The organism is Pseudomonas sp. Lz4W, from assembly GCF_000346225.2.
Classification (GTDB): domain Bacteria; phylum Pseudomonadota; class Gammaproteobacteria; order Pseudomonadales; family Pseudomonadaceae; genus Aquipseudomonas; species Aquipseudomonas paraversuta.
Map to the genome: position 1 here is coordinate 2,964,292 of NZ_CP017432.1, position 20,211 is coordinate 2,984,502.

Annotated in this window: 14 protein-coding genes and 1 tRNA gene; 8 read left to right on the top strand and 7 right to left on the bottom strand. The window is 60.5% G+C overall.

Annotated elements, in window-relative coordinates:
- Positions 1 to 25: 25 nt before the first annotated feature.
- Positions 26 to 2,218, bottom strand: coding sequence for a GAF domain-containing protein (locus B195_RS13525; RefSeq protein WP_003446263.1), 2,193 nt, complete (start codon positions 2,216 to 2,218; stop codon positions 26 to 28).
- Between the two features lie 263 nt (positions 2,219 to 2,481).
- Between B195_RS13525 and B195_RS13530 the strand changes: the two genes are divergently transcribed.
- Positions 2,482 to 2,952, top strand: a complete 471-nt coding sequence (locus tag B195_RS13530; RefSeq protein ID WP_003446265.1) for a hypothetical protein — start codon at positions 2,482 to 2,484, stop codon at positions 2,950 to 2,952.
- Positions 2,953 to 2,957: 5 nt separating this feature from the next.
- On the opposite strand, the gene B195_RS13535 is transcribed toward B195_RS13530, so the two are convergent.
- Positions 2,958 to 4,961 (bottom strand): sigma-54-dependent Fis family transcriptional regulator, encoded by a 2,004-nt coding sequence (locus tag B195_RS13535; RefSeq protein WP_003446273.1) that lies wholly within the window; start codon positions 4,959 to 4,961, stop codon positions 2,958 to 2,960.
- Positions 4,962 to 5,163: 202 nt separating this feature from the next.
- Here B195_RS13535 and B195_RS13540 point away from each other — a divergent pair, with 202 nt between their 5' ends.
- From B195_RS13540 to B195_RS13550, 3 genes are all read left to right on the top strand, one after another.
- Positions 5,164 to 6,171 (top strand): Gfo/Idh/MocA family oxidoreductase, encoded by a 1,008-nt coding sequence (locus B195_RS13540; protein WP_003446275.1) that lies wholly within the window; start codon positions 5,164 to 5,166, stop codon positions 6,169 to 6,171.
- A gap of 11 nt (positions 6,172 to 6,182) precedes the next feature.
- Positions 6,183 to 6,977, top strand: a complete 795-nt coding sequence (locus tag B195_RS13545; protein WP_003446276.1) for a TIM barrel protein — start codon at positions 6,183 to 6,185, stop codon at positions 6,975 to 6,977.
- Between the two features lie 145 nt (positions 6,978 to 7,122).
- Positions 7,123 to 8,049, top strand: coding sequence for a sugar ABC transporter substrate-binding protein (locus B195_RS13550; RefSeq protein WP_003446277.1), 927 nt, complete (start codon positions 7,123 to 7,125; stop codon positions 8,047 to 8,049).
- A gap of 9 nt (positions 8,050 to 8,058) precedes the next feature.
- Here the strand turns inward: B195_RS13550 and B195_RS13555 are convergent, their stop codons facing one another.
- Positions 8,059 to 8,964, bottom strand: a complete 906-nt coding sequence (locus tag B195_RS13555) for a LysR substrate-binding domain-containing protein (protein ID WP_003446278.1) — start codon at positions 8,962 to 8,964, stop codon at positions 8,059 to 8,061.
- A 158-nt stretch (positions 8,965 to 9,122) separates the two neighbouring features.
- Between B195_RS13555 and B195_RS13560 the strand changes: the two genes are divergently transcribed.
- Entirely contained in the window at positions 9,123 to 12,194 is a 3,072-nt protein-coding gene (locus B195_RS13560) for an FAD-binding and (Fe-S)-binding domain-containing protein (protein ID WP_003446279.1), read from the top strand.
- 136 nt (positions 12,195 to 12,330) lie between these two features.
- Here the strand turns inward: B195_RS13560 and B195_RS13565 are convergent.
- Both B195_RS13565 and B195_RS13570 read right to left on the bottom strand, forming a co-directional pair.
- Positions 12,331 to 12,406: transfer RNA gene (locus tag B195_RS13565), tRNA-Asn, on the bottom strand.
- 64 nt (positions 12,407 to 12,470) lie between these two features.
- Positions 12,471 to 13,667: an amino acid aminotransferase gene (locus tag B195_RS13570; RefSeq protein WP_003446280.1), complete on the bottom strand. Its 1,197-nt coding sequence runs from the start codon at positions 13,665 to 13,667 to the stop codon at positions 12,471 to 12,473.
- Between the two features lie 334 nt (positions 13,668 to 14,001).
- On the opposite strand from B195_RS13570, the gene uvrB reads away from it, so the two are divergent.
- Positions 14,002 to 16,017 carry an excinuclease ABC subunit UvrB gene (uvrB, locus tag B195_RS13575; protein WP_003446281.1) on the top strand — a complete coding sequence of 672 codons (2,016 nt, stop codon included), beginning with the start codon at positions 14,002 to 14,004 and terminating at the stop codon, positions 16,015 to 16,017.
- A gap of 114 nt (positions 16,018 to 16,131) precedes the next feature.
- On the opposite strand, the gene B195_RS13580 is transcribed toward uvrB, so the two are convergent.
- Entirely contained in the window at positions 16,132 to 16,554 is a 423-nt protein-coding gene (locus tag B195_RS13580) for a RidA family protein (protein ID WP_003446282.1), read from the bottom strand.
- A gap of 148 nt (positions 16,555 to 16,702) precedes the next feature.
- On the opposite strand from B195_RS13580, the gene B195_RS13585 reads away from it, so the two are divergent.
- On the top strand, positions 16,703 to 17,854 hold the full coding sequence (locus tag B195_RS13585) for an MFS transporter (RefSeq protein ID WP_003446283.1): 1,152 nt from the start codon (positions 16,703 to 16,705) through the stop codon (positions 17,852 to 17,854).
- 178 nt (positions 17,855 to 18,032) lie between these two features.
- On the opposite strand, the gene B195_RS13590 is transcribed toward B195_RS13585, so the two are convergent.
- A complete protein-coding gene (locus B195_RS13590; protein WP_003444890.1) occupies positions 18,033 to 19,055 on the bottom strand; it encodes an NAD(P)-dependent alcohol dehydrogenase in 1,023 nt (340 codons plus the stop codon).
- A 105-nt stretch (positions 19,056 to 19,160) separates the two neighbouring features.
- Between B195_RS13590 and B195_RS13595 the strand changes: the two genes are divergently transcribed.
- Positions 19,161 to 20,042 carry a LysR family transcriptional regulator gene (locus tag B195_RS13595; protein ID WP_003444892.1) on the top strand — a complete coding sequence of 294 codons (882 nt, stop codon included), beginning with the start codon at positions 19,161 to 19,163 and terminating at the stop codon, positions 20,040 to 20,042.
- The last annotated feature ends 169 nt before the right edge of the window (positions 20,043 to 20,211 follow it).

Below are 20,211 nucleotides of genomic sequence, written 5' to 3' on the forward strand. Positions count from 1 at the left end.
AAGCGCATCAACCCTGCGCCGGCAGTTATTTTTTTCTGATGGCCTTGAGCAAAATACGGGAAACCTGATCCGCCGAATACGGCTTGGCTAAAAACTCAACGCCCTCGCAAGCACTGCGGGCCAACTCATCACTGTAGCCCGAGGCCAGAATCACAGGCAGTTCGGCGCGCCGCAGACGCAGCTCCCGGGCCAGCGCCACCCCGCTCATGCCGGGCATGACCACGTCCGAAAAAATGGCATCGAACGCCATTGCGTCCGGGCCCACCATCAACAATGCCTCTTGCCCATTGGCCGCCCATGCGGTTTCGTAGCCCAGATCCTGGAGGATCTGATTGGCAAAACGCCCCACTTCAAGATTGTCTTCTACGATCAGCACCCGGTATTTACCCTCCTCTGCGGATGGCTCGCCCCACTGCTGGCCATCGGCAGGCAGCTCATCGACCCCGCTCCCGTCGACCTGGGGCAGATACAGGGTGAACCGCGCGCCCTGGCCGGCAATACTGGACACATCAACGTTGCCGCCTGACTGCTTGGCAAAACCGAAAACCTGGGACAGCCCCAGCCCGGTACCCTTGCCCACCTCCTTGGTGGTAAAAAACGGCTCGAAAATATGCTCCAGCACCCGGGCGTCAATCCCGCCACCGGTGTCCTGCAAGGAAATGGCGGTGAAGCTGCCCCGGGATCCGGCATGGCCACGGATTGGCGGCAACGCAACATTGTGGTCCAGACGAAGTGTCAGGCTGCCCTGGCCTTCCATCGCATCGCGGGCGTTCAAGGCAATGTTGATCAGCGCGGTTTCAAACTGGCTGGAGTCGGCACGGATGTAATACGCCTGCTCGGGCAACTGGACATTCACTTGAATACGCGCCCCCGTGAGCGTATTCAGCATGTCGCCAATATCCTGGATCCGCTGCCCGACATTGAACACCTGCGGGTTCAGCGGCTGGCGCCGGGCGAAAGCCAGCAGCTGGCTGGTGAGCTTGCTGGCACGCTCGACGGTGTCGGAGACCGCACTCATGTAACGCTCCCGGCGTTCGTCCGAGAGGTTGGGCATGCGCAGAAAGTCCACCGAGGAACGAATAATGGTCAGCAAGTTGTTGAAGTCATGGGCCACACCGCCGGTGAGCTGGCCGATGGCTTCGAGCTTTTGCGACTGACGCAGGGCCGCTTCGGCAACCAGCAGACGCGCGCTGCGCTCCTGTACCCGCTCCTCCAGGGTCAGGTTCAAGTGCTCCAGTGCGGCCAGCCCCTCACGCACAGCAGCATCGGCCCGGGCACGCTCAATATGGGCCCAGGAACGCTCGGCCACCTCACCCAGCAAAGCCAGCTCGTAAGGTGACCAGGTACGTGGCGCCTTGTCGTGAATGGCCATCAGGGCCGTCAGCTTGCCGCCCTTGATCAGCGGCAGGCACAGGGCGGAGACAATCCCGAACGCACGGAAAGTGGCTGCAACCCCGGGGGCCAGATCACTTGCAATATCATTGATCACCAGCGGCTGGCCGGCGCGAAGGCTGGCCAGCGGCCCCTCCCCGAAATCACCCAGGCGGTATTGACCGAACAGGCTGGTAGCGTCTTCGACGAGCCAGTTGTCACGAATGAAAAAGCCGTCTTCATCGTCCTCCATGTCCGCATAGGCGCAATGGGTAACCTTCAGATACCCGGCCAGTGTGCCCATGGTGGCCTGCATGATTTCCCGGGGGTCGCTGGTCTCGGACACGGCACTGCCGATGGCATCCAGCACCGCCAGGCGCTGGGTCATAAGAACCGTGACTGTGGTTTCAGTCACCGTGTTTAGCATCCCCACCACCTGGCCGAACTGATCGCGGATCGGGCTGTAGCAGAAGGTGAAGTACGCCAGCTCGGGCCGGACGCTGCGCTGAATCACCAGGGGAAAGTTTTCGATATAGGTGGCCTGCCCGGCAAATGCGTCATCGGCGATGCCACTGATTTCGCTCCAGGCCTCTTTCCAGACATCACTGAAGGGCCGCCCCAAGGCTTCAGGCTTGGTCCCGAGAATGGGCACAAACCCATCGTTGTAGAGGGTGATTAAATCCTCTCCCCAGACAATCGACTGCGGAAAGTGCGAAGCCAGCACCAGCGCCACGGTGGTTTTCAATACATCCGGCCACCCATCGAGGGGGCCAAGAGAGGTACTGGCCCAGTCATGATTTCTGATCTTTTGGGCCATTACACCGTCGTGCTGGAGCCAGTCAGCCATTGCGCTCTAATCCTGTTTACCACTGGTTGCCGGAAAGGCACCGCCAATTATGGGGCAGGCCATCAGGCCAGTAGACATATTTTGAAAATACTTGGTTCCACCCTGCACACCTAATGAATGCGCCGCGTCCCTGCCTGTCCGGCTCCGGGCGAACGGACGCCATGACTTTACCGCTGTCACCGCACCGGCCGCACAGCTACCATCCCCGCCGCGCAGGTCTGATGAGGCGCGAACACACAACCTGAATCAGGAGGGAGTAAACGGTGAAAATTGCACTTGTACTGCTGTTGAGCGCGCTGTCCATGCCGGCTTTTGCCGCCAACATCGGTGATCACCTGACACCCTGGACTCTGCAAGACCAGCATGATCAACCCTATACCCTGGATGCCCAGACCCGCGTGCTCCTGGTGGCGCGCAACATGGACGGTTCCAAGCTGGTGAAAGCCGCGCTGGAAAACCAGCCAAAGGGCTACCTGCAAGCCCGCGATGTTGCCTTCCTTGCAGATGTACAACGCATGCCATCGTTGATCGGCAAATTCATCGCCATCCCGGCCATGCGTGACTACAACTACCGCGTGATACTGGATCGCGATGGCAGTATTGCCGCCAACTACCCTGGCGCCGAAGACAAGGTGCTCTGGATGCAACTGGACAACGGCACCCTGGTCGCACAGCAGGAGTTTGCCAATGCCGATGCGCTGCGCGCAGCCCTGGAACAACTGCCGGCCCGTTGAAGGGGCTAATCGGCCCCCTGGCGATAGGCGTCGACGCTGAGCCCGAAGCGCTTGATCTTGTTGTACAGGCCTGCGCGGGACACCTGTAACTGCTGCGCGGCCAGGCGGATATTGCCTTTTGTATCTCGCAGCGCCGCGCAGATCGCATTCGCTTCCACGGCCCCCAAACCCGGCCCGGCGCCAGGCTCGGGCACATCTTCCAGCGCGGCCCGCGCTTGCCCCTGAACGATGTCCAGTGGCAGGTCGCCCACCTCGATGTGCGCGGTTGCGGCCAGATTGGTGGCGCGTTCGATCACGTTTTCCAGCTCCCGGACATTTCCCGGCCAGCTATGGGCCGTCAACATGGCCTGAGCCTGCGGGGATATGCCCAGCACCGCCTTGCGCAGTGAACGGGCGCAACGGCCGAGGAAATGCCGGGCCAGCAGCGCAATGTCTTCACGGCGCATGCGCAATGGCGGAACCGTCAGGTTAAGCACATTCAGGCGGTAATACAGATCCTCGCGAAAAGCTCCATCAGCCACGGCCTGACTCAGGTTGCGGTGGGTGGCGGCAATAATCCGCACATCCACCCGTTGCGACTTCCTGGCCCCCACCCGCGTCACTTCACCCTCCTGCAGCACCCGCAACAGGCTGACCTGGGCATCGAAGGACATATCGCCGATTTCATCCAGAAAAATGGTGCCGCCATCGGCCAGTTCGAACTTCCCCGCCGAGCCTCCACGCGCCGAGCCGGTAAAGGCCCCTTCGACATGACCGAAGAGTTCGCTTTGCACCAGATCACGGGGGATGGCGCCGCAATTGACCGCCACGAAGGCGCCACTGGCCCGCTCGCTGGCATTGTGGATAGCCTGGGCGAAGAGTTCTTTGCCGGTGCCGCTTTCGCCCAGAATCAGCGTGGTTGAATCGCTGCGGCTGGCAATCCGCCCCAGATGCAAAGCATCTTCAATAGCCCGGGACTGCCCCTCAATGGTGTCAAAGGTATAGGTCGCCTGGGTGCCGATGATGCGCCGGGTGATTTCACGAATTCGTCGGTGCTCGCGCAGCGACACAATGCGTCCGCCCTGCTCCAGGGAACACACCGAGACCAGACAGGCCAGGTGGCTGCGATCAGGCAGTACAAAGGTGCAATCCAGATCGCGCAGGCTTTCCCCTGAGTGGAGCAAAATCTCATCCGTCAGCTCGCTTTGCCCCAGCTGGCGGAACGGGCAACCCAGCACATCCAGCCCGACGCGGAACAATTGCCGGCCATAGCGGTTGATGGCCTTGATCCGGCCTTGACCGTCCAGCACCACCAGCCCCTCGTTGAGTACCTCGAGCACCGCCTGTTGCTGCTCCAGCAGTTCCTGCAGCGCCAACTGCCGCGATACCGCCTCGGCCGCCGCCTGCACCGTGCCCAGGGTGTGAAAGTGGAACCACCCCGGCTCGGCCGTCAGGGTCAGCATGCCCTGGGTCTTGCCCTGGGCATCGCGGATCGGTGCCGCAGCGCAGTGCATGCGGCGCTGGCGCAAAGCCGTGGCAAAATTTTCTTCAGCCAGTACATACACCGGACGGTCCTCGGCGATGGCCAGCCCGGTGCAGTTGGTGCCCTGCACCGTCTCCAGCAGGCGACTGCCGACCGGCGTCAGGTCCAGGCCACAAAAGTGCAAGGTCACGCCCTCGGCATCGGTGAGATTGATGTGCCCGCGGGGGTTGTAGGCCAGCAACCCGGTCATGACCTGTGCTGCGCCGGCAATCAGATGGCGATTGATTTCCAGCCTGGCGGCCAGCACCTGCGGGTCGACAAAACGGTAGGCGCAATCCTGCGGATCTATCCCGCAAGTCAGGCTGCGCTGCCACGAGTCCCAAATCACCTGCCTTACCCCGGCCGGCCGCGTTGCGCTACCACTGAGGCAATCCTGCCAGGCCTGCTGCACCTCAACGATGGGCCCCTCCCCCAGTGAGGCAGGCCCCAGGGCGGTAATGTAATTGAGGTCTTCGGAACTAAACGCCATCAGTTGATCAACCGTCATGTGCGGTCGCTTCCATGTCCATGTTTTAGACATGTCAGCATAGACATGTCTGAAATATGGACATGACTGCTTAAGCATTTAATTTTAAATCGTTATTTTTCAATGACTTGAACATTGGCACAGGCTTTGCTCCTGGGTCTGGTGAGCACCTGCGCTTCCAGCTGCTCAGCCAACCGCGAACAACAATAAAAGGAGTCATTACATGAGCACGCTTAAAACTATCCGCCTGGGCCTCATCGGTGCCGGGCGCATGGGCAGTTTTCATGGTCAGACGGCTGCCCTGCATATTCCAGGCGCAAGTCTGGTTGCCATCGCCGACCCGACCCCGGGCCAGGCTGCGCGATTGGCCGAGACACTGGGGGTACAACGGGTCTACAGCGATCCGCAGCAACTGCTGGATGATCCGCAAGTCGACGCCATCCTGATTGCCGCCCCCGCCCGCAGCCACGCCGAACTGGTGATCAGCGCCGCCGAGGCCGGCAAAAGCATTTTTTGCGAAAAACCCATGGCCATCACCCTGGAGGAAGCCGACCGTGCCATCGCTGCTGCCGCCAGGGCCAACGTGACCTTGCAGGTGGGTTTCAACCGCCGTTTTGTCCGGGGCTTTCGTGATGCCCACCTGGATGTACTCGCCGGCCGCATCGGCACTGTGCAATTGCTGCGTTCGCTGACCCGGGACCCCGGCCTGAGCAACCCGGCCGGGGTGCCCCAGTGGACGATATTCCTGGAAACCCTGATTCATGACTTCGACACCCTGCGCTACTTGAACCCCGGTGCCGAAGCGGTCGAAGTCTTCGTGATGGCCGACGCGCTGGTCGCGCCCGCCTACAAAAGCAAGGGCCTGCTGGACACCGCAGTGGTGACGATCCGCTTCGACAACGGTGCGATCGCCACCGCCGAGGCCAACTTCCAGGCCGTGTATGGTTATGACGTGCGCGGCGAGGTCTTCGGCAGTGGCGGCATGCTGACCATGGGCAGCATCGCCCGATCGGACAAGGTCGGCTACCTGGGCGACGGGATCCAGATAGAGACCCGGCGCCTCGACACTGAGCTGTTGCGCGATGCCTATATTGCCGAGCTCAATCATTTCGTCGACTGCGTTCGCACGGGCAGCAAACCACTGGCCAGCGGCGAAGACGCCCGCGCCGCGCTGGCCATTGCCCGCGCCTGTATCGAGTCAGTGCAACAGGCCGGACCTGTCCGCCTTTAAGGAGCAACAGCATGGGTTTTATTCCGTTCAAACTGGCGGTGAGTGCCGAAATGGTGTTTCTCGACCTGCCGTTCACCGAACGCGTCAAACGTATTCATGCCCAGGGCTTCAGCGTTGAAATCTGGGACTGGACCAACAAGGACATCGCCGCCCTGATTGCCACCGGCGCCGACTTCACCTCAATGACCGGCTACATCTCGGGCACCCTGACTGAACCCGAAGGCATTCGCCAGTTGCTCGACAGCGCCCGGGAATCACTGGCCGTGGCCGCGCAGCTGAACTGCCCGAGCCTCAACCTGCACGGCACCGGCCTGGGCGACCAGGGCTTGCCGGTCAAGCCGGTCAGCCATACCACTGGCCGCATGTGGCTGAGTGCCTGCAAGACCCTGGAGCAAATTGCCAGGCTGGGGGAAGCGGCCGGCAAGGTGTTCTTGCTGGAAAACCTCAACACACAGGTGGACCACCCCGGCACCCCGTTCGCCCGCGCCGAGGACACCCTGGCGTTGATCGAAGCCGTTGCCAGCCCGCACCTCAAACTGAATCTGGACCTTTACCATGCACAGATCGGCGAAGGAAACCTCATCGAGCTGATCCAGCGCGCGGGGCCGGCCATTGGCGAAATCCAGGTGGCGGATGTTCCGGGGCGCAAGGAACCCGGAACCGGCGAGATCCATTACCCGGCCATCGCCAGAGCCTTGCACGGCATAGGCTACAGCGGCGTAGTGGGACTGGAGGGCTGGGCCTCGGGCGACAGTGAGCTGGCCCTTGAGCGCTTCCGGCAAGCGTTCACCCTGCCCCGCCCGTAGTCGCTGACGAGGAACGAGGCTGCGAGCCGTTGCAATCGATGGATTCTATTACGGCTGCGGCGCCCCCGATCGCAGCCTCGCGACTCGTCAACGATTACAGGTTTCAACGTAAAGGCCTGTTCATAACAACAAAAGGAAAACCCCCATGCGCTGCCGCTCTCTTTTTCTTGCCCCGCTGCTATTGCTCGCCAGCTCACTGGCGCTTGCCGATTACCGTATCGGCGTGAGCATCGCCAAGGTCGACGATAACTTCATGACCTATATCCGCAGCGGCCTGCAAGACGCCGCCAGGCGGGAAAACATCCAGATCCAGTTCGTCGACGCCCAGGGCGATGTGGTACGCCAGCTCAATCAGGTGCAGGACTTTCTCAGTCAGCAGGTGGATGCGGTGATAGTGCTGCCGGCCGACACCGGCGGTACCGCACGCATGACCCGGGCGGCCGTCGAAGCGAAGATTCCACTGGTGTATGTCAACCGCCACCCCGACACCAGGGAGCTGCCCGCAGGCGTGGTCACAGTGGCCTCCAATGACATCGAGGCCGGCCAGCTACAGATGCGTTTTCTGGCCGAGAAGCTCGGCGGCAAAGGCAATGTGGTCATCATCAAGGGCGATCTGGCGCAGAACGCCACCCATGATCGTACCGAAGGGGTCAAGCAGGTGCTCAAGGATTATCCCGGGATCAGGATTATCGAGGAACAAAGTGGCGAATGGACCCGCAACAAAGGGATGGATCTGACCAGTAACTGGTTGCTGGCGGGCATCCCGTTCGATGCCATCATCGCCAACAATGACGAAATGGCCATTGGGGCCGCCATGGCGTTGCAGCAGGCCGGCAAGACCAAGGGCGAGATCCCGGTGGTCGGCATCGACGGCCTGCCCGACGGCCTCGCGGCGATCAAGCGCGGCCAGCTCGCAGCCTCCGTATTCCAGGACCCCAAAGCCCAGTCAAGCAAGGCCGTGGATGTCGCCCTGAAGCTGATCAAGGGCGAGCCCGTCGAGCCTGAAATCTGGGTGCCCTTCAAGCTGATCACCCCGGATCAGGTGGCGCTGTTTGAACAGAACTTCAACTAGGGGGCGCTCTCAATTGTCCGGAAACGGCAGGCTTTGCAGCCATTCACTGAAGGCAATCAGTGACGGCAGGTTCTGGTACCGGTTGGCATAGGCCAGGTAGTAGCTCCTGCCGCTTTCCAGGGGCTCGAACAGTGTCACCAGGGTGCCCGCCCTGATTTCGTCCTGCACCAGCACCCTTGGCACCAGGCCAATACCGATGCCTGCCACTACCGCCTGAATCAGATGCCCCGTCAGCTCGAAACCCGGCCCCGGACGCATCGCCCGATGATCCAGGCCGTGGCGCTCAAACCAGTCCGACCAGGCGTTGGGCCGCGACACCACGCTGAGCAGCGAATGACTGGCAGCAAGGTCTGCCGGACTCATCCCGGCGTATTCAGGCAGCGCGGCAGGACTGGCCACCACCACCAGTGTTTCAGTCAGCAGCTTGTGCGAGATAAAGCCCGGCCATGGCCCTGCGCCCGCCACAATGATCGCGTTCATCTCGCCCGCAGCGCTGGCCAGGTCGGCGTGCATGATGCGCGAATGGATATGCACCACGATCTCGGGGTGCCGGGTGTAGAAGTCATTCATGCGCGGCAGCAACCACTTCGAACCGAACGTGGGCAGAACCGCCAGGTGCAGTGTCCCGCCCCGGGAGCTGAAGGCAATGGTCTGCAGCGTCGCGCTACGAATTCGCCCCAGCGCCGCTGCCAGCTCATGTTGATACAGGGCTCCGGCAGCCGTCAGCTCGATACGCCGCCCTTCGCGATGGAACAGATCGACCCCGAGCAAAGCCTCCAGTGCCTGCACCTGGCGGCTGACAGCACTTTGGGTCAGTGACAGCTCATCCGCTGCCTTGGTGAAACTGCAATGCCTGGCCGCCGCTTCGAAAGCCACCAGTACCGACATCGAGGGGGTGAGGCGCCTCGGATTCATTCATAAACCTCATGCAAATACTGCGTGTTTTACGTTTGTCTGCCCAAGTCGTAGCCCTGACAATGGGGTTATACCCAATTTCGCTCTAAGCCCGACTGACAAACGAGCATACGTTAAGCGAATACAGAAACGAATTCACTCAGCAGGAAACGCCGTCAATGATCGCCCGCCTCGCCCCCACGAACAGCCCGCAAGACATCTACCAGGCTTTTGTGCAGCAACTGAAAAACGAAGGGTTCGAGGGCGAGATCGCCAGCGATCATGGTTCACGCACGGTGCTGGCCACCGACAATTCAATCTATCAACGTCTGCCCCGGGCCGCCGTGTTTCCAAAGCATGACGCTGACGTCGGGCGAGTGGCCAGACTCGCAGCCCAGCCCCGGTTCCGCTCGGTGGTACTGACGGCCCGCGGAGGCGGTACCGGCACCAACGGCCAGTCCCTCACCGACGGCGTGATTGTCGACCTCTCAAGGCACATGAACCGGATTCTCGAGATCAACGTTGAGGAGCGCTGGGTGCGGGTACAAAGCGGCGTGGTCAAAGATCAGCTGAACGCTGCGCTCAAGCCCCACGGCCTGTTCTTTGCCCCCGAGCTGTCCACCTCGAACCGGGCCACCATTGGCGGAATGATCAATACCGATGCCAGCGGCCAGGGCAGCTGCACCTATGGCAAAACCCGCGACCACGTATTGGCGCTGTCCACCATCCTGCTGGGCGGCAACAGGCTTGACAGCCAGGCCGTGGAGGCCGGCCATGCCCGGCAGCAAGCCAGCCGCCAGGACATGATCGGCGAGGTCTATCGCTGCACCCAGGAGATTGCCGACAACCAGCAACAGCTGATCCAGGACATCTTTCCCAAGCTCAATCGCTGCCTCACCGGCTACGACCTGGCCCACCTGCGCGAACCCGATGGCCGCTTCAATCTCAACAGCGTGCTGTGCGGTTCCGAGGGCAGCCTGGGGTTCATTGTCGAGGCCCGGCTCAATGTGCTGCCGATCCCCCGCCATAGCATTCTGGTCAACGTGGGCTACGCCGGTTTCATGGACGCGTTGCGCGATGCCAAGGCACTGATGGCGCTCAAGCCGCTGTCGATCGAGACCGTGGATTCAAAAGTACTGATGCTCGCGATGCAGGACATCGTCTGGCACGGCGTGGCTGAATATTTCCCCCAGGACCCCGCCCGCCCCACCCTGGGCATCAACCTGATCGAATTCAGCGACGATGACCTGCAGCGCCTGGAGCAGCGCGTGCATGACTTCACCCGGCACCTGAAGTCCGACACCAGCGTCAGCCGTCTGGGCCATACCCTGGCCGTCGGCAGCGAGGCGGTGAAACGTGTCTACAGCATGCGCAAACGCTCAGTGGGGCTACTGGGCAATGTCCAGGGCGAAGCCAGGCCCCAGCCATTTGTCGAAGACACCGCCGTGCCACCGGAGAATCTGGCGGACTACATCGCCGAGTTTCGCGACCTGCTCGATAGCCACGGCCTCGAATACGGGATGTTCGGTCATGTGGATGCCGGCGTCCTGCACGTCAGGCCGATCCTTGATATGAAAGACCCGCAGCAGGCGGCACTGATCCGCCCGCTTTCGGACGCCGTCGCGGCACTGACGAAAAAGTACGGTGGCCTGCTGTGGGGCGAACACGGCAAAGGCCTGCGCTCTGAATATGTGCCTGAGTTTTTTGCCGGGCTTTACCCCTCGCTCCAGGCCATCAAGGCAGTATTTGACCCGTTCAACCAGTTGAACCCGGGGAAAATTGCCACACCGGCGACGCTGGCTGCAGCCGCATTGACCCGGGTCGACGAAGTCCCGTTGCGCGGCGACCTCGATCGCCAGATAGATCAACGGGTGTGGCAAAGCTATCAGACCGCCGTTCAGTGCAATGGCAATGGCGCCTGCTACAACTTCGATCCCGATGACGCCATGTGCCCATCCTGGAAAGCCACCCGCAACCGCATCCACTCACCCAAGGGCCGCGCCTCCCTGATACGCGAATGGTTGCGCCTGCAAGGGGCCCAGGGCGTGGACGTACTGGGCAATCAAGCGCCAGCTTCGGCCCTCGGGCACTGGCTTGGCAAAGCCCGCAACACCCTCGCCCGACAGTTGGGGCAAAAGGATTTCTCCCACGAAGTCTACGAGGCCATGAGCGGTTGCCTGGCCTGTAAATCCTGCGCCGGACAGTGCCCGGTCAAGGTCAATGTCCCGGACTTCAGGGCACGCTTTCTTGAGCTTTATCACAGTCGTTACCTGCGCCCGCTCAAGGATTACGTGGTCGGCTCACTGGAGTTCAGCATTCCCGTTATTGCCCGCTTCCCGAGACTGTACAACGCCATGCTGGGCGCCAGGCCGGTCAAGTGGATGCTTGAGCATGGCGTCGGCATGGTCGATAGCCCGCTGCTGAGCCTGATGAACTTCGAGCAGCTGTGCGCCACATGGAAGGTGCAGACGGCGACGGTCAAAACCCTGTCCCGACTGACCCCGCAGCAGCGCAAGCGCAGCGTCATCCTGGTGCAGGATGCATTCACCCGCTACTTCGAGACGCCGCTGGCCGCACAGTGGATAGAGCTGATCGCGCGGCTTGGCTATCAGGTCTACCTCGCGCCGTTCTCGGCCAATGGCAAACCCCTTCAGGTGCAAGGCTTGCTGGGCGCCTTCAAGAAAGCCGCAACCCACAATGCCCGGGGCCTGCTGGCCCTGCAAAACTGCGGCGTGCCGCTGGTGGGACTGGACCCGGCGATGACCCTGGTCTACCGCCAGGAATATGCCAAGACCCTGGATCACGGCACGGTGCCCCAGGTTGCCCTGGCGCAGGAGTGGCTGGTGAGCGCCATGCCGATCCAGCCACCGGCCGCCCCGCAAAAGGTCTTTCACTTCTTGCCCCATTGCACCGAGCGCACCAATGAGCCCGCGAGCATTGATCTGTGGCAAAAGGTATTCGCAGGATGGGGGCTGAGCCTCAAGGTTTTGCCCAGCGGTTGCTGTGGCATGTCCGGCACTTACGGCCATGAAACACGCAACGTCAAAACTTCGCAGATCATCTACTCGCAATCGTGGCAGCCACTGGTAGAACAGCATCACGGCGACGGTACGCTACTGGCGGACGGGTATTCCTGCAGAAGCCAGGTCAAGCGCCAGGGCGGCAAAGAATTGCTGCATCCCCTGCAGGCGCTGCTTGGGCATTTGCGTGAGGGCGATCACCCCCCCCCGGTAATCGCCGGCCGGCGATGATCGACGATAAAACCCGTGACTGCTGTTGGACGCGGCGTTTTTCAGATCATCGCCAGGCAGGCCCGCTTCGACCCGGGCCCGGGCAAAAAATCACGGGCAAAAAAAAGCCGCTATCGCTAGCGGCTTTTTTACTATCTGGCTCCACGACCTGGACTCGAACCAGGGACCCAATGATTAACAGTCATTTGCTCTACCAACTGAGCTATCGCGGAATGGCGTCTATCTTACTGATATAAAAAGAGAAGTCAACACTTTCGATGACTTCTCAGGGATTATTCAGATGACCTGAACAATCGCATCGGTAACCGCTTCAATGTTGCGCTGATTCAAAGAAGCGACGCAGATACGGCCGGTGTCGAGGGCATAGATACCGAACTCGGTACGCAGACGCGCCACTTGCTCAACGGTCAGGCCGGAGTACGAGAACATGCCACGCTGACGCGCAACAAAGCTGAAATCGCGCCCCGGAGCCTTCTTCGACAGCAGCTCTACCATTTGCAGACGCATGCCGCGAATGCGCAGGCGCATTTCAGCCAGCTCTTCTTCCCACATTGCACGCAGCTCAGGGCTGTTGAGCACCGCTGCGGCGATGGTTGCACCGTGGGTCGGCGGGTTGGAGTAGTTGGTGCGGATCACACGCTTGACCTGGGACAGAACCCGGGCGCTCTCATCCTTCGACTGGGTGATGACCGACAATGCACCCACGCGCTCGCCGTACAGCGAGAACGACTTGGAGAACGAGCTGGAAACGAAGAAGCTCAGGCCCGACTCGGCGAACAGGCGCACTGCTGCGGCGTCTTCGTCAATGCCGTCGCCAAAACCCTGGTAGGCCATGTCCAGGAACGGGATCAGGCCTTTGGCCTTGACCACGTCCAGCACGTTCTGCCAGTCGGCCGCCGTCAGATCGACGCCGGTCGGGTTGTGGCAGCACGCGTGCAGCACAACCACGGAGCCAGCCGGCAAGGCGTTGAGGTCTTCGAGCATGCCGGCACGGTTTACGTCATGGCTGGCAGCGTCGTAGTAGCGATAGTTCTGCACCGGGAAACCGGCAGCTTCGAACAATGCGCGATGGTTTTCCCAGCTTGGATCGCTGATGGCGACCACAGCACCCGGCTGCAGCTGCTTGATGAAGTCGGCACCGATCTTCAGTGCACCGGTGCCACCCACGGCCTGGGTGGTGATCACACGGCCAGCGGCCAGCAGCGGCGACTCGGCACCGAACAGCAGCTTTTGCACGGCTTGGTCGTAGGCGGCGATGCCATCGATCGGCAGGTAGCCACGGGATGCATGCTGAGCAACCCGGATCGTTTCGGCTTCGACAACGGCACGCAAGAGTGGAATTCGTCCCTCCTCGTTGCAGTAAACACCGACCCCCAGATTCACTTTGCTGGTACGAGTATCGGCGTTAAATGCTTCGTTGAGGCCCAGGATAGGATCGCGTGGTGCCATTTCGACAGCGGAGAACAGGCTCATTATTACGGCGGCTCTGAATGGGGAATGGAGGGGGTGACAACGCTCCAGCCGATTGCACTAGAGCGGTGCACAAACGGGGAGCAAGTATAAAGGCGATAGCGATTCGGGCAACAGGGGATTCCCGGTTTTGGCCAAGTATTTGCCTTTATTTTCGAGCCACTGGTCCAATTGCATGCTTTGCTCCGATGTCCATGTCAGAACGGCGCCTTGAAACAGTCAGTCACGACCTCCATATTTAGCCGTATCCTGTTTTCTCCTGCGGCTTGCGTCGCATGCAGTCTTTCTCGATCTACCAAGGTCCAAGCCTTTGATAGATGCGACCCAGAGGTCCGTTATGCCCGATTTCCAGCTAGTTACCCGCTTCGAGCCCGCAGGCGATCAACCCGAAGCCATTCGCCAGATGATCGAAGGCATCGAGGCCGGGCTGTCGCACCAGACCCTGCTCGGGGTAACGGGTTCGGGCAAGACCTTCAGCATCGCCAACGTGATCGCCCATGTGAATCGCCCGACCCTGGTGCTGGCCCCCAACAAAACCCTCGCGGCGCAGCTGTATGGCGAGTTCAAGTCGTTCTTCCCGAACAACGCGGTGGAATACTTCGTCTCGTACTACGACTACTACCAGCCCGAAGCCTACGTGCCCTCCTCCGATACCTTTATCGAGAAGGACGCCTCGATCAACGACCACATCGAGCAAATGCGCCTGTCTGCAACCAAGGCGTTGCTGGAGCGCAAGGACGCAATCATCGTCACCACGGTGTCGTGCATCTACGGCCTGGGCAGCCCGGAAACCTATTTGAAGATGGTCTTGCACGTCGATCGTGGCGACAAACTCGACCAGCGTGAACTGCTGCGCCGCCTGGCTGACCTGCAGTACACCCGCAACGACATGGACTTCGCCCGCTCGACGTTTCGGGTACGCGGCGATGTGATCGACATCTACCCGGCCGAATCCGACCTCGAAGCCGTGCGCATCGAACTGTTCGATGACGAAGTCGAAAGCATCAGCGCCTTTGACCCGCTGACCGGCGAAGTCATCCGCAAGATGCCGCGCTTTACCTTCTATCCGAAAAGCCACTACGTGACGCCCCGGGAAACCCTGCTGGACGCAGTCGAAGGGATCAAGGAAGAACTCAAGGAACGCCTGGAGTACCTGCGCGCCAACAACAAACTGGTGGAAGCCCAGCGTCTTGAACAACGTACCCGCTTCGATCTGGAAATGATCATGGAGCTGGGCTACTGCAACGGTATCGAAAACTACTCGCGCTACCTCTCCGGTCGCGAGTCCGGAGCGCCGCCGCCGACCCTGTTCGACTACCTGCCGGCCGACGCCTTGCTGGTGATCGACGAGTCCCACGTCAGCGTGCCGCAGGTGGGCGCCATGTACAAAGGCGACCGTTCACGTAAAGAAACCCTGGTGGAGTACGGCTTTCGTTTGCCGTCGGCCCTGGATAACCGGCCGATGCGTTTTGACGAATGGGAACGCATCAGCCCGCAGACCATTTTCGTCTCGGCCACCCCCGGCAACTATGAGGCCGAGCATTCGGGCCGGGTCGTGGAACAGGTGGTGCGTCCGACCGGCCTGGTGGACCCGCAAATCGAAATCCGCCCGGCACTGACCCAGGTCGACGACCTGCTGTCCGAAATAGCCAAGCGCGTGGCGCTGGAAGAGCGGGTGCTGGTCACCACCCTGACCAAGCGCATGTCCGAAGACCTCACCGACTACCTGGCCGACCACGGCGTGCGCGTTCGCTACCTGCACTCGGACATCGACACCGTGGAGCGGGTCGAGATCATCCGCGACTTGCGCCTCGGGGTATTCGATGTGCTGGTGGGGATCAACTTGCTGCGTGAAGGCCTGGACATGCCCGAAGTGTCGCTGGTGGCGATTCTCGATGCCGACAAGGAAGGCTTCCTGCGTTCCGAGCGTTCATTGATCCAGACCATTGGCCGTGCCGCCCGTAACCTCAATGGCCGGGCGATCCTGTACGCCGACCGCATCACCGGTTCGATGGAACGGGCGATTGGCGAGACCGAGCGCCGTCGCGACAAACAGATCGCCTTTAACCTGGCCAACGGAATTACGCCCAAAGGCGTATTCAAGGATGTCGCCGACATCATGGAAGGCGCAGTGGTGCCCGGCTCGCGCAGCAAGAAGCGCAAAGGCATGGCCAAGGCGGCCGAGGAAAACGCCAAGTACGAAAACGAACTGCGTTCGCCGAGCGAAATCAGCAAGCGCATCCGCCAGCTGGAAGAAAAAATGTACGCCCTGGCCCGCGACCTGGAGTTCGAGGCCGCGGCACAAATGCGCGACGAAATCGGCAAGCTCAGGGAGCGGTTGCTGCAGGTTTAATCCCCGCCCAACCCTGACCCTGACCTGTAGGAGCGAGCTTGCCTCGCGAGCTTTTGATCTTGAAAGAGCTCGCGAGACAAGCTCGCGCCTACAGGTTGTGGTGTTTGCGGTGCCTCAGTCAGCCACCGCCGCCACCGCTTCTACCTCAAACAGCATCGCCTCCAGCGCCAGGCGCGGCACCGGAATCAAGGTGCAGGCCGGCGCCGGTAGCGCTCCCCAGACCCGCGCAATTTCCGCCCCCAGAATATGCAAGCGCTCCTGACTGTGATCAACGATCAGTACCGTCAGCTTGGCCACATCCTTGATCTGCGCATCGGCAGCGGCCAGGGCAATCTGCAGGTTGGCGAATGCCTGACGTACCTGCCCGGCAAAATCCGCCGCAAGCTCACTGTCGGCGTTCTCTCCCCCCTGACCCGCGGTGTAGACCAACCGCACATTCGGCGCCAGGCGGGCCACATGGGAATAGCCATTGCCCGAAGGGTCATACAGACCGGCAGGGTTCAGCAGTTGCACGGCGGGGTGAAGATTCTTGTCCATAAAAGTCGCACCTTGGGCAGTTGAATTTGCAAGCGCGCCATTCAACCACTGCCGCCCATGCCTGTACCAGTGCCCTCGCGGCACAGGTCGCAAATATGTCAGGATGATGCGCAGCTGCGCGACACAGACCCGACACCCAAGGATGAACATGACCGCCATCAACACTCAGACGCCTTTTGTTCCAGGGCGCCTCGAACAAATGTCGACCCGCATCGCCTTTTTTATCGCCGGTTTCGGACTGGCCGCATGGGCGCCACTGGTGCCCTACGCCAAGGCCCGGGCCGGGCTCGATGAAGCCACCCTTGGCCTGTTGCTGCTGTGCCTCGGCGCGGGCTCGATTCTGGCAATGCCCATCGCCGGCCTGCTGGCCACGCGCTTTGGCTGTCGCCGGGTGACGATTGGCGGCACCCTGCTGATTTGCCTGGCGCTGCCGCTCCTGGCCACCGCCAGCTCCATACCGCTGCTGATCGCCACATTGTTTGTATTCGGCGCAGGCCTGGGGGTCGTTGATTCCACCATCAACCTGCAAGCGGTGATCGTCGAGCGCGCCAGCGGTCGCAACATGATGTCGGGCTTCCACGGTCTGTTCAGTGTCGGCGGGATTGCCGGTGCGGCCGGTGTCAGCGCCCTTCTGGCGCTGGGGATGACGCCGCTGTGGGCAATTATGGTGGTGATTGTGCTGACCCTCGCCGCCTTGCTCAAGGCCGCGCCACACCTGCTGTCTTACGGCAGTGAGAGCGCCGGCCCGGCGTTTGCAGTGCCCCACGGCGTGGTGCTGTTTATCGGGCTGCTGTGTTTTACCGTGTTCCTGGCCGAAGGCGCGATGCTCGACTGGAGCGCGGTGTTCTTGACCACCGAGAAACAGATCGGCGAAGCCTATGCCGGGCTTGGCTATGCCGCCTTTGCCGTGACCATGACCGCTGGCCGCTTGACCGGCGACAGCATCGTCAGACATCTGGGGGCGCGCCGGGTGATAGTCCTGGGCGGTCTGTTCGCCGCAGCCGGGCTGGCGCTGGCAACCCTGGCGCCGGGCTGGGAACTGGCCCTGGCCGGCTATGCCCTGGTGGGTATCGGTTGTTCCAATATCGTGCCGGTGCTGTATACCGCGGTCGGTAAACAAACAGTAATGCCCGAGAACATTGCCGTACCGGCCATCACGACCCTGGGCTATGCGGGGATACTGGCGGGCCCGGCGGCCATCGGCTTTGTCGCCCATGCCAGCAGCCTGAGCATTGCCTTCCTGTTGATCGCCGCCATGCTGGTGGCCGTAGCCATCAGCGGACGGATCCTGAAGGTCTAAAAATAACCCCGCCCTCTGCAGGAGCGAGCTTGCCTCGCGAGCTTTTCAAGATCAAAAGCTCGCGAGGCAAGCTCGCTCCTACAGGGGAAATCCCCGTGCATTGGCCGAAGGTCCAAAAATGGCCCCGCCCAGGTTGCCGGCTGGGCGGCCAGTGTCACTGCTGTCGTGGTGATGAAAATCAGGCTTGTCGACCTGAAACATCCACCACGATTTTCCCCAAATGGTTGCCTTGAGCAAGGGCCTTCAGCGCCTCTGTGGCTTGCTCAAAGCCAAAGACGCTGTCAATTATCGGGTGAAGCCTGGCTATGCCTGCAAAGGCATTGAGTGCTTCGAACATCTCTCTGGAGCCCACCATCATCCCTCGCACAATCGCACTCGTTTGTAAAAGGCTCAGGGCATTGATCGTTTCGCCGGGAGGCACTCCAAGCAGACTGACAATACCCCCTGCGCGGGCACTTGCAATTGATTGAACGAGGCTTCCCGGCGCCCCCGTCTCAACAACATAGTCAGCGCCCAAGCCGCCTGTAAGTCGCAGAACTTCCTTGCTCCACTGCGGCGTCGTACTCGTATTGATGGTCTCTATCGCACCTAACTTGCGAACTTGAACGAGTTTTGCTTCTTTCGACGATGTAGTGATAACCCGGGCACCTGCGGCAAGGGCTATCTGGGCCGCAAAGATTGAGACTCCACCAGTACCCAGGGTCAGTACCGTCTGGCCGGGTTGTAGCGCTTTGAGGCCATATAGCGCGTTCCACGCCGTCACACCTGCTACCGGCAAGGTTGATGCCTCGCGATATGACATGTGCTCAGGGATCGCCACAACGCCTTGTTGATCGAGAACGACGATCTCCGCCAGCATTCCATCGAGCGAGCCGCTGAGCATGTTGTCAAAGGCATCGTCTGGTTGTCGTCCGCCAAACCAGTTCTGTACAAAGATTCCAGCCACACGGTCGCCGACTTCCCAGCGCGTTACACCTTCTCCGATTGCGATGATTTCGCCCGCGCCGTCAGAAGCCGCTATAGCCTGAGGGCTATGGACAGGGAATCCGTAGCCCTTGCTTGCCAGCAGCACATCGCGAAAATTGAGTGACACCGCGTGTACTCGAATCGCAACCTGTCCACGACCAGGCTCGGGATCGGGACGCTCTACCAGCTTCCAGGTATCAAGACCGCTTTGATCGCCAATTTCATAAGCTCGCATTTTTGAATCTCCCAACAATCAATCATCAATCGAAGGAGAGTCTACCCGTCCCGGGGTAGAATTTATGGCTCAACACATTTGATCCAATGGTGAGGAAAATTCAACATGAAAGCGAAGATGAGCGAGCTGTCTGCTTTCGTTGCTGTCGCCACACACCTCAGCTTTCAAAAGGCAGCAATTGAGCGCGGAGTCACACGTTCGGCGATAAGCCATGCAGTCAAAACCCTGGAGCAACATCTAGGCGTCAGACTGCTCAACCGCAACACCAAAGCTGTGACCTTGACCGAACCGGGTGAGGAATTACTGCAACGCCTCAAGCCTGCTTTCGATGAGGTTGCCAGTGCACTGGACGATCTTAATAAATTTCGCGGTACGCCCTCTGGCACGGTCAAGCTAACGGTGCCCCGGGCCGTAGCGCACCTGATTCTTGGTGGGGTCCTGGCCAAGCTCTTGCGTGAGAACCCCGGCCTTTGTGTTGATGTATCGTGCGACGACAGTCTGGTTGATATCGTGGCAGGAGGTTTTGACGCGGGCATCCGGTTTGGCAGGAGCTTGAGGCCTGACATGATCGCCATACCCTTGAAGCAAAACCTCGAATTTGTGGTTGTTGGCTCGCCGGAATATTTTCAAGGACATGACGTACCGAAAACGCCGGAAGACCTCTTGGCTCACAGTTGCATTCGCTACCGCCTCGCCAGTGGTGTGGTTTTTCCGTGGGAGTTTGCCAAGGGGAAAGAACAGGTAAGTGTCGAAACCAACGGCAGGCTGACGCTGGACGACCAGCGAATGATGATCGAGTCTGCCCTGGCGGGATCAGGATTGGCCCTGGTTTTTTCAGACCTTGTAAAAGCTGAAATTGAGAGCGGCCAGCTTGTCCGATGCTTGAAAGGGTGGACATGCTCAATTGGTGATCTTTACGTTTATTACAGCAATCGACGTCACGTCCCCGCAGCGTTGAGGGCACTGATCAACGCCCTGAAGCAATAGTAAGCATGGGGCATAAATAGCCCCGCATTCTGTAGGAGCGAGCTTGCCTCGCGAGCCTTTCAAGATCAAAAGATCGCGAGCAAGCTCGCTCCTACAGGGGTAAATCCCGTGTCCTGCCCGAAGATCCAAAAATAGCCCCGCACTCTGTAGGAGCGAGCTTGCCTCGCGA